This is a genomic window from Flavobacterium sp. MFBS3-15 (assembly GCF_026107645.2).
In the GTDB taxonomy this organism is placed as follows: domain Bacteria; phylum Bacteroidota; class Bacteroidia; order Flavobacteriales; family Flavobacteriaceae; genus Flavobacterium.
Genome location: NZ_JAPCHV010000002.1, coordinates 357,862 through 371,890, shown reverse-complemented (window position 1 = coordinate 371,890; position 14,029 = coordinate 357,862). Strand labels below are relative to the sequence as shown.

Annotated in this window: 14 protein-coding genes; 3 read left to right on the top strand and 11 right to left on the bottom strand. The window is 47.9% G+C overall.

Annotation, left to right across the window (positions count from 1 at the left end):
* Positions 1-200 precede the first annotated feature (200 nt).
* A complete protein-coding gene (locus tag OGH69_RS03745; protein WP_265173097.1) occupies positions 201-695 on the top strand; it encodes a GNAT family N-acetyltransferase in 495 nt (164 codons plus the stop codon).
* A gap of 40 nt (positions 696-735) precedes the next feature.
* Here the strand turns inward: OGH69_RS03745 and OGH69_RS03740 are convergent, their stop codons facing one another.
* The 9 genes from OGH69_RS03740 to OGH69_RS03700 all read right to left on the bottom strand — a co-directional run bounded on the left by OGH69_RS03740 (position 736) and on the right by OGH69_RS03700 (position 10,605).
* The gene (locus tag OGH69_RS03740; protein WP_265173096.1) at positions 736-1,560 is read right to left on the bottom strand and encodes a DUF4249 domain-containing protein; all 825 of its coding nucleotides are present in this window, start codon (positions 1,558-1,560) and stop codon (positions 736-738) included.
* 6 nt (positions 1,561-1,566) lie between these two features.
* Complete coding sequence (locus OGH69_RS03735) at positions 1,567-3,945, bottom strand: TonB-dependent receptor (protein ID WP_265173095.1); 2,379 nt, start codon at positions 3,943-3,945, stop codon at positions 1,567-1,569.
* 213 nt (positions 3,946-4,158) lie between these two features.
* On the bottom strand, positions 4,159-5,283 hold the full coding sequence (locus tag OGH69_RS03730; RefSeq protein ID WP_265173094.1) for a serine hydrolase domain-containing protein: 1,125 nt from the start codon (positions 5,281-5,283) through the stop codon (positions 4,159-4,161).
* Between the two features lie 65 nt (positions 5,284-5,348).
* Positions 5,349-6,029: a Crp/Fnr family transcriptional regulator gene (locus OGH69_RS03725; protein ID WP_265173093.1), complete on the bottom strand. Its 681-nt coding sequence runs from the start codon at positions 6,027-6,029 to the stop codon at positions 5,349-5,351.
* Entirely contained in the window at positions 6,030-8,255 is a 2,226-nt protein-coding gene (locus OGH69_RS03720; protein WP_265173092.1) for an NADP-dependent isocitrate dehydrogenase, read from the bottom strand.
* A 213-nt stretch (positions 8,256-8,468) separates the two neighbouring features.
* Entirely contained in the window at positions 8,469-8,693 is a 225-nt protein-coding gene (locus tag OGH69_RS03715; RefSeq protein ID WP_265173091.1) for a hypothetical protein, read from the bottom strand.
* Positions 8,694-8,842: 149 nt separating this feature from the next.
* Positions 8,843-9,196, bottom strand: a complete 354-nt coding sequence (gene rplS, locus OGH69_RS03710; RefSeq protein ID WP_265173090.1) for a 50S ribosomal protein L19 — start codon at positions 9,194-9,196, stop codon at positions 8,843-8,845.
* A gap of 195 nt (positions 9,197-9,391) precedes the next feature.
* Positions 9,392-10,066, bottom strand: a complete 675-nt coding sequence (gene trmD / locus OGH69_RS03705; protein WP_265173089.1) for a tRNA (guanosine(37)-N1)-methyltransferase TrmD — start codon at positions 10,064-10,066, stop codon at positions 9,392-9,394.
* Positions 10,067-10,152: 86 nt separating this feature from the next.
* Entirely contained in the window at positions 10,153-10,605 is a 453-nt protein-coding gene (locus OGH69_RS03700; protein WP_265173088.1) for a DUF1569 domain-containing protein, read from the bottom strand.
* 160 nt (positions 10,606-10,765) lie between these two features.
* Between OGH69_RS03700 and OGH69_RS03695 the strand changes: the two genes are divergently transcribed.
* The gene (locus OGH69_RS03695; protein WP_265173109.1) at positions 10,766-11,779 is read left to right on the top strand and encodes an SDR family NAD(P)-dependent oxidoreductase; all 1,014 of its coding nucleotides are present in this window, start codon (positions 10,766-10,768) and stop codon (positions 11,777-11,779) included.
* A 22-nt stretch (positions 11,780-11,801) separates the two neighbouring features.
* Positions 11,802-12,608: an AraC family transcriptional regulator gene (locus OGH69_RS03690; protein WP_265173087.1), complete on the top strand. Its 807-nt coding sequence runs from the start codon at positions 11,802-11,804 to the stop codon at positions 12,606-12,608.
* Positions 12,609-12,635: 27 nt separating this feature from the next.
* Here OGH69_RS03690 and OGH69_RS03685 read toward each other — a convergent pair whose 3' ends face one another.
* Positions 12,636-13,439 carry a class I SAM-dependent methyltransferase gene (locus OGH69_RS03685; protein ID WP_265173086.1) on the bottom strand — a complete coding sequence of 268 codons (804 nt, stop codon included), beginning with the start codon at positions 13,437-13,439 and terminating at the stop codon, positions 12,636-12,638.
* Complete coding sequence (locus OGH69_RS03680; protein ID WP_265173085.1) at positions 13,436-13,972, bottom strand: hypothetical protein; 537 nt, start codon at positions 13,970-13,972, stop codon at positions 13,436-13,438. Before OGH69_RS03680 ends, OGH69_RS03685 begins: the two co-directional genes overlap by 4 nt.
* Between the last annotated feature and the right edge of the window lie 57 nt (positions 13,973-14,029).

The following is a 14,029-nucleotide window of genomic DNA, read 5'->3' as shown; positions in this document are numbered from 1 at the left end:
TCACCTCATTCTTTTTTTATTTAAAAATATGAACAATCTTATTAAGTTATCAGTCTCCCCCGGACCCCCTCTTTTAAACATCATCATCAAGAGGTAATTTAATCTTTCAAATCTAAAGGAATCTTTGTGTCTCCTTTGCGTGACTTTGCGGTATAACTTAACTTCTAAATCATTATTTTCGTCATTCAAAAAATCACACTGTGCACATACAACCCGCTACCCCGCAAGACCTGGATACTATCATGCCCATCATCGACGAAGCCCGCCTCATCATGCGCGAAACCGGCAACATGACCCAGTGGGGCAACGGTTATCCTTCCGCGGAGGTTATCCTGAATGACATCAATAACGGGCACGGATTCGTATGCATTTCCGAGGGTGGGGTTGTGGGCTATTTCTGCTTCATTGCAGGCGATAACCCTGAACCCACCTACGATGTCATAGAAGGCGGGGCATGGCTAAACGACGAGCCTTACGGCGTTATCCACAGGCTGGCTTCGGGACGCAGGGCGAAGGGAATAGCCCGTGCCGCATTTGATTTTGCCTTTACCAAAACGGGTACCATCCGTGTCGATACCCACCACGACAACCTGCCTATGCAGAACTACCTGAAGAAAAACGGGTTTGCCTACTGCGGGGTGATTTACGTAAATGACGGTACGCCAAGGGATGCGTTCCAAAAATCCATCGCATAAAAAAAGCCCTCCGGAGAGAGCGATTCTATTTAGTTTACAATTACTGAATCGTATAATCCAGCGTGTCCACTTCGCCCAGCCTGAAGTAGCCGAGGGCATATTTGCTTTCGGTAGTCTGGTTCACGATGTTCCCACGCACATTGGCCGGAACGGTCTGGAAGGGCCCGCTGCCTGCGCCGCCTTCGGCAATCTCGATAAGCTGCTCCATGTAATTATAGTAACGTTGCGAGATTCCGTAAAGCCTGATGCCAAGCACATCGCCGTGATCCAGGTCTTCATGGCTGAAAATGCCAAACATTTCATTTCCCTGGAAAAACTGGTCGTCTATGGCATCATAATCCGGGTAAGGCATAACATCGGTATCGAACCGGTACATGTACCAGTTGTCTTCTGCGCCGTTGTCCTGGTAAAAAAAGCGTACCTCAATATCCTCATTCAGGAAACCGCCCTCATCGTCCTGCACTGTGTAGGTAATGTCCGGCGTAGCATAGAGCTTATCGGTAGCGGTATAGGTCTGCCCGTCGTGGATAACGGTAAGCAGATACGTTTCCCCAATTTGCGGCAAAAAGTCGGTGCAATTGTAATTGCCCGTGCCTAATTCTTCGGTAAAATTAAATACTGTGCCTGTGCTGTTTGTCACAAAAACGGTGGCACCGGATACCACAGGGACCTCGCTTTGGTAATAGCCTGTTGTTGTGGTAAGCCTTATGGTTTGCTGGCTGCCGTCGGTACTCTTGATCCAGTTGATGGATGCATCGATAACCAGTCGCGGTGCTGCCGTGTTCAGGTCGACATCGATGACTTCCTCGCAGGAAGCGAAGAAAGCTGCTACGAACAGTAATGCTATATATTTGAAATTTTTCATGATGCTTTAAAATTTAAAATTGTACGTCACACTTGGGATGATCCCGAAAATGGATAGCCTTGAGGCCTCATTCCTGCCGGTATCCTCATTCTGCCTGAAGTTGATGGAGGCGGCATTCATCCTGTTGTACAGGTTGTAGATGCTGAACACCCATTCGCCCTGCCATCCTTTTTTCTTTTCCGGCTTAGGGGTGTACGTTGCCGAAACGTCAAGGTGGTGGTAGGCGGGAAGGCGGTCTTCGTTGCGTGCCCCAAAGGTGGGTATCACGATGTCGCCATACTGGTACTGCCCGTTCGGGTACGTAGCAGGCTGTCCGGACTGTAATGCAAATATTGCCCCTAACGACCATTTGTCCGATAGTTCATACGACCCTGTAACCGACAGGTTATGAGTCTTATCATATCCGGTCTTATACCATTCGCCATTATTGATGCCGGTTTCTGCGGCAGTCCTGCCCGGTGTTTGCTGCTCTGAGCGTGATAAGGTATACGATACCCATCCTGTAAGCTTGCCCGTGTTTTTACGGAATAATACCTCGAGTCCGTAAGCCCTTGAGCGGCCTGCCAGCACCACCTGCTCAATGGCTTTGTTGGCAATCAGGTTGGCGCCGTCTATATAGTCGATGCGGTTCTTAATCTTTTTGAAGAATGTCTCCACCTCAAGGCTATAGGTATCATCCTTAAAATTCCTGAAATAGCCCACTGCCACCTGGTCCAGTAATTGCGGTTTTATCCAGTTATCGCTTGGCGCCCAAACGTCGAGCGGCGTAGGGGAGGAGGTGTTCGACAGCAGGTGCAGGTATTGTGCCATGCGGTTGTAGCTTGCCTTCACCGATTGGTTATCGTTAAGTTGGTAGGAAATGGCTGCCCTCGGCTCCAGGTTGCCAAAGTTGGCTATCACATCGCCGCTTCCGTAGTGCGTCGTACCTGTGGGCTCGGCCTTCTCGTAAATTTTAAGCTCTTCGTCAAACGTTACCGGCTGGTTGTTGGCATAGGTGTTCAGCGTCTGGCTGCCCATGCGGTAAAACAGGCTGTAGCGCAGGCCATAGCTTACCGTCAGGTTTTCTGCGAGTTCGTGTTCGGCATCTACATAAAAAGCAGGCTCTACAGCGTACTTGTTTTCCAGCTTTTCCGCGTTTACGGCAGAGTCGGGTCCGTTTGGCGTAATCTCGCCCGGATTGAAGTCGTAGTAAATGGCGTTAAGGCCGTAATTGAGCTTAAACTTATCCGAAAGGTAATGCTTCAGGTCATATTTGAAGTTGAAGTTCTTAATCCCCGAATCCCAGTTGAAACCGATAAAATCCAGTTCCAGCCCATAATAATAATCGCTGTAAATCATGCTCATGTTTGAGAACAGCTTGTCGCTGAACAGGTGGTTCCAGCGTAAATTCACTACAGCATTGCCGTAAATGTTATTAAAGCTTTCATTGATGTTAAAAAGGTCACGCCCAAAGTAACCAGAGAGATACAGATTATTATTGTCGTTTAGCTTGTAGCTTAGCTTGGTGTTGAGATCGTAAAAGTAAGCGGAATTTTCATTGTCGGTTAGCTTCAGGAACAGGTGCGCGTACGAGGCACGCCCGCCTATAAGGAACGAACCGCGTTCCTTTACTATGGGCCCTTCAGCGAGGAGGCGGCTGGAGATCAGCCCGATGCCCCCGTTCATGTGGAATTCCTTATTGTTACCTTCTTTCTGGTAAATGTCCAGTACTGAAGATACCCTGCCGCCGTAGCGGGCAGGTATGCCGCCTTTATAGAGTTTGAGGTCTTTTATGGCGTCCGAATTAAAAACCGAAAAGAAACCAAACAGGTGGGAGGAGTTGAATATGGTGGCCTCGTCCAGCAGGATAAGGTTTTGGTCGGCGGCTCCACCGCGCACGTTAAAGCCGGATGAGCCTTCGCCCGCATTGGTTACGCCGGGTAGGGTAAGTATCGACTTAAGTACGTCGACTTCGCCCAGTACCACCGGCATTTTCTTTATTTCCTGTACAGAGAGCCTGTTGACGCTCATCTCCGGTTTGCGGATTTCTGCCCTGGGCCTGTCGCTGTTTACGATTACCTCCTCAAGTTCTTCGCTGCCTGGTTCCAGGCTGAAGTTCCTGCGCACATTGCTTGTCAGTACTATGGTTTCTTCCTGAGTCGCAAAGCTTACGTAGCTCACCTGCACTGTGTAAGTGCCTGCCGGCAGCGAAATGGAGAAAAAGCCATACTCATTGGTGGCAACGCTCTTTTCAATTTCCTTAATGTAGACGCTGGCACCAATCAGCGTTTCGTTGCTGCTGCCATCGGCAATGGTGCCGCTAAGCGTGAATTTTTCCTGCGCAAGAGCATTGCCCAGAAAGAGGATCAGGAGTACCGTGACGTATCCTTTCAGTTGTAAAATCATGGTTGTTTTGTTTGTTCGTTTGGGTTGATGATTGATTGATGAATTTAGTTTGCAAAGTTGCGCATTTATATTGTTGCAGGCTTATGCAATTTTCGCCAAATGCTGTAACTTTTACAGTTTATTTTTCTTTTTCGGGTTCATAACGCTGTTATGACGATATAAATTGCCACTTGTTACAGAATTTACAGAAAAATAATACAACAATCGAAACTACTACAATAATATATTCAAGATCTCCTGCCACAGTGCCATAAACTGCGCTTCCTTATTAGCATCGATCAATGTGCCTGTATTGGTGCAAAGCGTAACGCTCATGTTTTTCGAGGGGAAGTAAAAAGCATAGGCCGCTGCCCCGGCTCCGCTGCCGTCATGGCCGATTGCCTGGACTCCTTCAGGTGTTTTATAAAAATGAAGCCCAAGCCCGTATATCGGTTGTCCCTGATAGCTTACGGTAGTTTTCATTTCGGCCAATGAAGCAGGTGTAAGCAGCGTGCCTTCCTTCAAAAGCTTGTAATAAAAGGCTGTAATGTCCTGTGTGGTGGCAACGATACCGTCATCGCCAATGAATGACTGTACTGTACCCAGTTGCAGTTCGCTTACATCAGTAAAGGTCGAGCCATCTGCCAGATAGCTTGCCGTAGTGCCGGTAGGGGCGGCCATGGTAGTGCCTGCAATGTAGTACGTATTAGCAAGCCCTGCTGCGTTAATCACTTTCGTCGTAATGTAATTACGGTGGCCATTATCGGTAACGCTGTCAATGATCAGCGCAAGAAGGTGGTAATTGATGTTACTGTACCCGAAAGATGTACCCGGTGTAAAATTGGCAGGCTTGCCATATACATAGCCAAGTACCTGCTCGCTTGGCATGGGCAGCGGGCCGGAAAGCACATCGTTAAAAAACTGGTCGTTGTCAATGTAATCCGGCAGGCCCGATGTCATGTTAAGCAGCTGCCTTACGGTAATGATATTGCCATTTGCAAGGTTATTGCAAACAGAGGCCGGGAGATAGGTGTTTATCTTGGCATCAAGGTTTATCCTGCCTTCTTCCTTTAGCTTCAGTACAGCTACTGCCGTAAACGTTTTGGAGATGCTTTGCATGTAATGAAGCGACGATGCCTGCATGGTCTGTTCGTCAGTTTCTGCATCTCCTGCGACCAGGGTGTAGCTTTCGTTGGCCGATTTTACGCTCAGGCTCAGTCCCGGGAATTTGGACAGTGCCGCATCCAGCTTTTCCTGAGCGAGGGCTTTGGTGTCAGTGGTTTGGGAGTTGGTGTCGTCGCTGTTGCACGAAACGATAAACAGTGATAATAGCAATGTACTTAATTTTGCGATCTTCATGATTTGATTTTTTTGATTGATGCCGCAAATGTATCTTATCCCAAATGAATAAAAATTGACCTAAGTCAAATGGCCGTTTTCGAACGAATGCGGCTCAACCGTTCCTGCGAAATGCCCAGATAGGAGGCAATGTATTTCAGCGGAATGAGCTTTACCTGCTCCGGCTGGCGTGCATGCAACGAATGGTACAGCTGCTCTGCCGTGTAGGTCTTGAACTCTATGTGCCGCTTTACCAGCACTTCAATATAGTGGGAGAGCAAGTTCTCGATAAAATCCTTCAATTCCGGGTAGGTGCCCTTCAGGCGTTCCAGTGTACTGCGGTGGATTTTGATGATAACGCTGTCCACGATCGCCTCAATGGTTTCCGTACTGTGGGCATTGGTGATAAAAGCATGAGGGGCGGTATCGATATCGCCCGCAAAGCTGAACCCTATGATCATTTCCTTGTCATTCAAAAGCCTGTATGCCCTGAAGCTACCCGAAACCACAATAAAGAAGAAATCACAACGCTGCCCTGACTTTATGGCCGGCTCACCTGCTTTCAGGCACATTTCCGAACCATTTTCCATCAATAGCTGCATGAGCCTTGCGGTAGCTGTATCGGTCGCTTTATCGAGCTGGTTTTGAGGGTTGATGTACATACTGATGCTTTCCGCAAATGTAGGATTAATTGTCAGGTGTAAAATTTTTCTGTAATAAAAAAAAGCCACCCTTCCGGATGGCTTCGTATCATAAAAACGAATCATTTAGTTCAGTTTTGAAAGTATGCTGTTAAATGTTTCGCTTGGCCTCATGGCTTTGTCGGTCAGTTTAAAGTCAGGGTGGTAGTAACCGCCCAGTTCCTGTGCTTTACCTTGTGACCCGATTAGTTCCTCATTAATCTTCGCCTCGTTCTCTGTAAGCGCTGCCGCTATAGGCTCGAATTTAGCTTTCAGCTCTGCATCCTTGCCCTGTGCGGCAAGGGTCTGAGCCCAATATAGCGCCAGGTAGAAGTGTGAACCGCGGTTATCGATCTGGCCAACCTTACGCGCCGGCGACTTGTCCTGCTCAAGGAATTTCTCATTAGCCGCGTCCAGTGTTTCAGAAAGTACCAGTGCTTTCTGGTTGCCCAAAGTCTGTCCCAAATGCTCGAGCGATACGCCCAATGCAAGGAACTCGCCAAGGGAATCCCAACGCAGGTAACCTTCTTCAACGAACTGTTGAACGTGCTTAGGGGCAGAGCCTCCCGCGCCGGTCTCGAACAATCCGCCGCCATTCATCAACGGAACGATAGAAAGCATTTTTGCCGAAGTCCCCAGTTCAAGGATAGGGAAAAGGTCGGTAAGGTAGTCGCGCAGTACGTTCCCTGTTACCGATATGGTATCTTCACCTTTGATGATGCGCTCCAATGTGAATTCCGTAGCCGCCACCGGATCAAGGATCCTGATGTCAAGGCCGCTGGTATCGTGGTCTTTAAGATAGGTATTTACTTTTTCGATAAGCTGTACGTCGTGCGCACGCTTGTTGTCCAACCAGAATACTGCCGGGGTAGCCGAAAGCCTTGCCCTGTTCACGGCAAGTTTCACCCAGTCCTGGATAGGCGCATCCTTGGTCTGGCACATCCTGAAGATGTCGCCTGCCTCAACAGCCTGCTCCATGTATACGGTGCCGTTATTATTGTCAATCACTTTTACAACGCCGTCTGCCGCAGCCTGGAACGTTTTGTCGTGCGATCCGTATTCCTCCGCTTTCTGTGCCATAAGGCCCACGTTCGGTACGCTGCCCATGGTTGCAGGGTCAAACGCGCCATGCTTCTTGCAGAAGTCGATTGTAGCGGTATAAATGCCAGAATAGCTCCTGTCCGGGATCATGGCTTTGGTGTCCTGCTGCTGTCCTGCCGCATCCCACATTTGTCCTGAGGTGCGTATCATGGCCGGCATCGAGGCATCCACGATCACGTCGCTTGGTACGTGCAGGTTCGTTATGCCCGCATCAGAGTTTACCATTGCTATTGCAGGGCCGTTTTTCTTGGCTTCTTCAATAGCCGCTTTTACTTCGGCTTCCTGTGCGTGGCCTGCAATTTTTGCGTATACGTCGCCAAGGCCGTTGCGTGTATCCACACCCAGCTCTTTGAACAGGGCTGCATATTTTTCGAATACATCAGCAAAGAAAACCTCTACTACGGCACCAAAAATGATAGGGTCAGAAACCTTCATCATCGTAGCCTTCATGTGCAGGGAGAATAGTACGTCTTTCGCTTTCGCGTCAGCTACTTCTTTGGCAACAAATGCTTTTAGCTTTTTAAGGCTTAGTGCCGACGAATCGATGATCTCGCCTGGCTTAAGCGCTGTTTTATCTTTCAGTACGGTAACAGTACCGTCATTGCCTGCAAATTCAATGCGCACATCGGTAGCCTCTTTTACAGTAACCGATTTCTCGCTTCCGTAAAAGTCGCCTTCGCTCATGCTGGCAACGTGTGTCTTTGAGTCAGCCGACCAGGCACCCATCGAATGCGGGTGTGCCTTGGCGTAGTTCTTCACGGCCCTTGGCGCGCGGCGGTCGGAGTTGCCCTCACGCAATACAGGGTTTACTGCCGATCCAAGCACCTTGGCATATTTTGCCTTAACGGCTTTTTCCTCGTCGGTTTTTGCGTCTTCAGGGTAGTCAGGAATAGCATACCCCTGGCTTTGCAGTTCTTTTATGGCTTCTTTCAGCTGCGGTACGGATGCCGATATGTTTGGTAATTTAATGATGTTCGCTTCCGGCGTGGTAGCCAGCTGGCCCAGTTCGGAAAGCGCATCGCCTATTTTCTGGCTGTCGGTAAGGTTTTCAGGGAAGTTGGCAAGTATCCTTCCGGCAAGCGAAATGTCGCGGGTTTCAACTTCTATCCCTGCAGGAGCGGTAAACGCCTGTACAATGGGAAGGAATGAATGTGTGGCCAGCATGGGGGCCTCATCTGTTATCGTGTAAAAGATTTTTGAGGTGTTGGACATTAGAATTGAATTTTTAAGCACCCTGACCCGATTGGGAAAGGCTGATTGTTACTAAGTTATATCGTGTTTGTTTGCATCCCTGCATTTGGTAAGGCAAGGCTCGCAAATATAGGAAAAACTGCCCAATTAGCGGTTTGCCAAATCGGTAAAAAAACGATTGAAATTTTATGAAATGTAAATAAAAAACGTAAGGCGGCAATAGGCGTTATTGTCTTATTGCTGCGCTTTCAGCTGGTTGATGCGTTCCAGCACCGCGTTGGCGTATTCCTTTGTAATAACTTTATTTACATGGCCTTTACAGTCGGGGATGGAATAGTACCTGATGTGGGTCAGTTTAGCCTTTGCATTCATTACTTCCTCTACCTCATAAATGTGTTTGATATTTACAAAGTGTACACCGCCTCGAATGTCGGCTATTTTTATAAAAATGGGATCCATGCCCAAATGTAGTGAATTTTTAGCTGCCGAAACTCTTTTTTGGATTGCAGATGCGCGTGAGGTCACCGGCTATATCGACCTGTGCCTCTCACAAACAAAAAAATCCCACCGCAACGCGATGGGATTCCTGTATGATCCGGAAAGGAAGATTATCTTCTTCTTTTTTCCTTGATTTTTGCTTTTTTACCTGTAAGGTCGCGGAAGTAGAATATACGTGCCCTGCGAACTTTACCTCTTTGGTTAACTTCAATTTTCTGAAGGGCAGGCATGTTAAGCGGGAAAATACGCTCTACACCAACTGCGCCAGACATTTTGCGGATTGTGAAAGTTTGCGTGATGCCGGCACCCCTTTTTTGGATAACTACACCTTTAAAGAACTGAGTCCTTGTTTTTTCACCTTCCTTGATTTCATAGTACACAGTGATCGTGTCACCTGCACCAAACTCAGGGAAATCTTTTTTAGCTACGAATTCGTCCTGAACAAATTTTAATAGATCTGACATGATTGTTAGATTTTAAATGATTGATCCAAAGCAACATTCACGAGTTTCGTCAGAGGTTGGTCCGAATGAGGGTGCAAATTTAGTTAAAATTCCGTATTTACAAAATATTTTAGGTAAAAGTTTAGGGTTCAGTGTTCAGAGTTCCGGGTTGAGCGGCAGAGTGGCAACACTGAACCCGAAACCCTGAACTCCGAACTATTCAAGCAGATCCGGCCTCCTGTTCCTGGTATGTTCCAGCGCCATGTCCTCGCGCCATTTCTCTATGTTGGCTGCGTGGCCGCTCATCAGTACATCGGGAACCTTCCAGCCCTTGTATTCTGCCGGGCGTGTGTAGATGGGAGGGGAGAGCAGGTTGTCCTGGAAGCTGTCGGTAAGCGCCGAGGTCTCGTTGCTCAACACGCCGGGTATCAGCCGTATTATGGCATCCGAAACCACTGCCGCGGCAAGCTCGCCACCCGATAGCACGAAGTCGCCTATGGATATTTCTTTCGTGATGAAATGATCGCGTACACGCTGGTCCACACCTTTATAATGCCCGCAAAGTATGATGATGTTTTTGAGGAGCGACATCCTGTTGGCCATCCCCTGGTTGAGGGTTTCGCCATCGGGGGTCATGTAGATCACCTCGTCGTAATCGCGCTCGCCTTTCAGTTTGGAAATGCAGGCATCTATCGGCTCGATAGACATTACCATCCCCGCACCGCCGCCAAACTGGTAGTCGTCTACGTTCTTATGTTTGTTGGTGCTGTAATCGCGAAGGTTATGAAAGTGTACTTCCACCAGGCCCTTGTCTATGGCACGCTTGAGTATCGAAGCCTCAAACGGGCTGCGGATCAGTTCGGGAAGTACGGTAATGATGTCGATGCGCATTTTTCTTATATTGATATGTTTATTTGTTTATATGTTGATTCGGGCTGCTATCAAATAAACAAATCAACGAATCAACAAATAAACCTTTAGACCCCAAACTGCCTCAAATGATGGTCCAGGTGCTTCCATTGGGCGTGGTCTATTTCTTCGTAGGTCATTTTACCAAACAATGGGTGTTCTGTTACCATAATGCCTGCACGCCCGTCGCGGCTGAATTTGGCCACAAGCTCTTTCAGTCCTGCTTTGGCCTCGTCAAAATTTGGATGGTAAGTTACTTTGAACTCTTTTGCCGTGGGCAGCCCCTTTCCGAATTTCTTCTCACCGGTAAACAATTTTTTGGCGCTTCGGCCAAAGCAGAACCTCATCAGCCAGTTCACTTTTATCTGCTTGGTGCCGTATACCACTTTCAGCGGCATCTGGCAGTGCTCCATCATCTGGGCAACGGTCATAACGCCCCATTCCGATAGCTTTATGGGGGTGAGCTGTTCAATGCGGTCTAATATTTTCTGGTTCCCGTGAGGGTCGAATAAGCTTTCCATGGTGGTGATTTTTAGCGTAACAAATGTAATAATTATATCGAAAATTATTACAGTTAGAAAGTGGCGTTTTAAACAAAGTTATTTCGGCGTTTTGAACAAAGTCAGTCGATTATCCCTAATGTAATTTTGCCATGTAATCTTAAACATATTGACAATGAAAATAACAGCGAACAACTACAAGGGTGCGCTACAGCAGCCCCTGCATTCAGGCTTTGGCGCATCGTCGACTGCAAATGACATTATTAAGGGTATCAGCCTTGCAGGCAAAACGGCCATAGTGACCGGCGGTTATGCGGGTATCGGCCTCGAAACTACCAAATCCTTTGTTTTGGCAGGCGCCAAAGTCATCGTGCCGGCCCGCGATGCGGCCAAGGCGGCTGCTAACCTTGCAGGCATTGATGCCGAAGTATGGCCGATGGACCTCATGGATCCCGATTCTATCGATGCTTTTGCGGAGCGTTTTCTAGAGACAGGCAGCCCGCTGCACCTGCTTATCAACAATGCCGGCATCATGTGGGTGCCGCTGCGCCGCGACTCGCGGGGATATGAGTCACAGCTGTCTACCAACCACCTCGGTCATTTCCGTTTGGTGGCACGGCTTTGGGAAGCATTAAAGAAAGCTAACGGCGCCCGTGTAGTGAATGTATCATCGTTCGGGCACCAGATGGCACCGTTTCATTTTGAAGACCCTAACTTTGAGCATAGGGAATACGAAACGCTGGTGGGCTACGGTCAGTCGAAAACAGCCAATATACTTTTTGCTACAGAGCTTGCCGTTCGTGGCGCGGAATTTGGCATACAGGTATTCTCGCTGCATCCCGGGGCTGTAGGGGGCACCGACCTGAACCGCGAATCAAGCAATGAGCTGATGGTAAAGCTGGGCATTATGGATGCCGATGGCAATATTGCCCCTGAGATACTGGCACGGTTGAAAACCATTCCGCAGGGTGCCGCTACCAATGTGTGGTGTGCCGTGAGCCCGCAGTTGGAGAACATCAGCGGGGTCTATTGCGAGGATTGTAACATTGCGCTATTGGATGCCGATGTCCCTGAAGATTTCAGCAGCAGGACAAAAACGCAGGGGCTTCAGCCGTATGCGGTGGATAAGGAAAATGCCCAAAGGCTGTGGGCATTGAGCGAGGAACTCAACGGGCTGGAGTTTAGCGCCAATTGATAACGTTTTGTATCTTCGTAACATGGCACACGAATCGATATACATAACCCCCGAAATAAAGCTGTCGGTGTACAACGACAGCTTTCATGTTGACAATGTGTTCTTTTCCGACCATATCCTCATATGGTTCATGGAGGGCGGGACAAAAATCGTGATGCCCGATGTTACATACACCCTCACGCCGGGCGATATTTTCCTTTTCCCGAGGAACAGCGTAGCCACCGTTATCAATTCACCGAAAGGCGGCAGGCCCAACCAGTCGGTAGTCATGCACCTGCGGCAGGAAAGGCTGGCGGCCTATTATAAAGAGAGGAATGTACAGCCAGGCAACGCTGCTCCACGCGAAATGCTTACCTTCAGCAACCACCCACTGCTAAAGAGCTGCCTGTCGTCGCTCATCCCGTATTTTGAGATAGGGCAGCAGCTGCCTGCGGAGGTTGCCGACATCAAGATTCACGAAGCGATTGCGATATTGCGAAGCATTAGCCCGGATATCGACAGCGTGCTCGCCAATTTTGAAGAACCCGGCAAAGTTGACCTCTCCGGCTTTATGGAAAAGCATTATATGTTCAATATGGAGATGGAAAAGTTCGGGTACCTTACGGGCCGCAGCCTTACAACTTTTCGCCGCGATTTTAAAAGGGCTTACGGCACTACGCCACAAAAATGGCTGACGCAGAAACGGCTGGAGCTGGCACATTTCCACATTAAGGAAAAGCGCCGACGCCCTTCCGACATTTACCTTGAAGTAGGCTTTGAGAACCTGTCACACTTTTCGTTCGCGTTCAAAAAACTTTTCGGGTATGCGCCTACAGAGGTGTTAGTTTGATTTATACAATGATACAATGTGATTAGTTTATTCTTTCTTCACCGCCATCAGCGTATACATCATCGGTACCTTGTTGCCAAAAGGAATGATTCGGAATTTCCCTGGTTCGAATTCCTCCGTATTGCTGAAACAGTTATAAGGTGAGTAGTCGAACTCATTAAAGGAGTGGATCTCCAGGCCTTTGGCCAACAGCGCCGTCACCACTTCCGATAGCGCATGGTTCCAGCTTACCATTTCATATTCGATCGGAGCGGTCACATCCGCATAGGTGCCAAACTCGGTTTCGATGATGGCGTTATCCTTAAAGTAATTGTACTGCACCTTTTCAAAATTATTGTCGAACATCCAAACCACGGGATGGAATTCGGCAAAAACGAATTTACCGCCGGGTTTAAGGAACTGCGAAACGACGCCAGCCCATTTAGCCAGGTCCGGTAGCCAGCCGATAGTGCCATAGCTGGTAAACACGATATCGAACTTCCCGTCCAGATGGTTCTGCAGGTCGTACACATCGCAGCAGACGAAGCGCGTATCGGTGCCTAATTTAGCTGCCAGTTCACGGCCTTTTTCAATGGCTTTATCGGAGAGGTCCACGCCGGTAGCAATGGCACCCATCCGCGAAAGTGAAATGGTATCCTGCCCGAAATGGCATTGCAGGTGCAGTATCTTTTTACCTGAAACATCCCCCAGCAGGGCAAGTTCCGGTGCGTTGAGGCTGTTTTTCCCGTCGAGGAATGCGGCCATGTCATAAAATGCCGAATCCACGTGCACTTCCGTACGCTGGTTCCAGCCGTTCCTGTTTATATCAAGGTAGTTGTCTTCTTTTTTCATTTTCTTTCATTTAGTCCAATGAGTGGAAATACTATTTGCCTTACATAATCCATTATTTCCCAATCTTTTGTTTCGGCTACAAGGTGTTTTCGAGGAATTAATTCGGTAATTACTTTATCAGCAGTCTTTCTTCTTCTGATGTTTTCTTGTTCTGTGTACTCTTCATCTGCGATGACATTGTCATACACTATAATACACAATGCAGCAAGGAGTGTATTTAATTTTTTTTGCGGATAATTTTGTTTATCTATAGCGTTTAAAAACAATGGCACGTTTTCTTCTTCAGCGAGTATAATATCCTCATCCTGATCCATAAAATAAAGGTCAGGATCATATCCCCAAATATTAAGCAATTCAATATCCAGATCAGGCTTGTTATGCCAATATGAACTCCATTTAACGGAACTACAATTTGTACATGCAGTCTTTTGGATCGTACTATCCTTTAGGGAGAATGCGGCCTCAATTTTAGTAAGCGTGAACACGTCGGTGTTCCCACAGTCTTTGCAAACTTTTTCAGATATGAATTCCATATTTATGAATTGTCCAAATTTACCATTTTGTTATAAAACCTAACAATGCCTTTAGGG

What these genes read in the sequence shown, in the direction of transcription:
- OGH69_RS03680 (WP_265173085.1), bottom strand. Translation starts at nt 13,972, where the DNA reads ATGGAATTCATATCTGAAAAAGTTTGCAAAGACTGTGGGAACACCGAC.
- OGH69_RS03735 (WP_265173095.1), bottom strand. Translation starts at nt 3,945, where the DNA reads ATGATTTTACAACTGAAAGGATACGTCACGGTACTCCTGATCCTCTTT.
- OGH69_RS03730 (WP_265173094.1), bottom strand. Translation starts at nt 5,283, where the DNA reads ATGAAGATCGCAAAATTAAGTACATTGCTATTATCACTGTTTATCGTT.
- trmD (WP_265173089.1), bottom strand. Translation starts at nt 10,066, where the DNA reads ATGCGCATCGACATCATTACCGTACTTCCCGAACTGATCCGCAGCCCG.
- OGH69_RS03690 (WP_265173087.1), top strand. Translation starts at nt 11,802, where the DNA reads ATGGCACACGAATCGATATACATAACCCCCGAAATAAAGCTGTCGGTG.
- OGH69_RS03715 (WP_265173091.1), bottom strand. Translation starts at nt 8,693, where the DNA reads ATGGATCCCATTTTTATAAAAATAGCCGACATTCGAGGCGGTGTACAC.
- rplS (WP_265173090.1), bottom strand. Translation starts at nt 9,196, where the DNA reads ATGTCAGATCTATTAAAATTTGTTCAGGACGAATTCGTAGCTAAAAAA.
- OGH69_RS03725 (WP_265173093.1), bottom strand. Translation starts at nt 6,029, where the DNA reads ATGATTCGTTTTTATGATACGAAGCCATCCGGAAGGGTGGCTTTTTTT.
- OGH69_RS03740 (WP_265173096.1), bottom strand. Translation starts at nt 1,560, where the DNA reads ATGAAAAATTTCAAATATATAGCATTACTGTTCGTAGCAGCTTTCTTC.
- OGH69_RS03720 (WP_265173092.1), bottom strand. Translation starts at nt 8,255, where the DNA reads ATGTCCAACACCTCAAAAATCTTTTACACGATAACAGATGAGGCCCCC.
- OGH69_RS03700 (WP_265173088.1), bottom strand. Translation starts at nt 10,605, where the DNA reads ATGGAAAGCTTATTCGACCCTCACGGGAACCAGAAAATATTAGACCGC.
- OGH69_RS03685 (WP_265173086.1), bottom strand. Translation starts at nt 13,439, where the DNA reads ATGAAAAAAGAAGACAACTACCTTGATATAAACAGGAACGGCTGGAAC.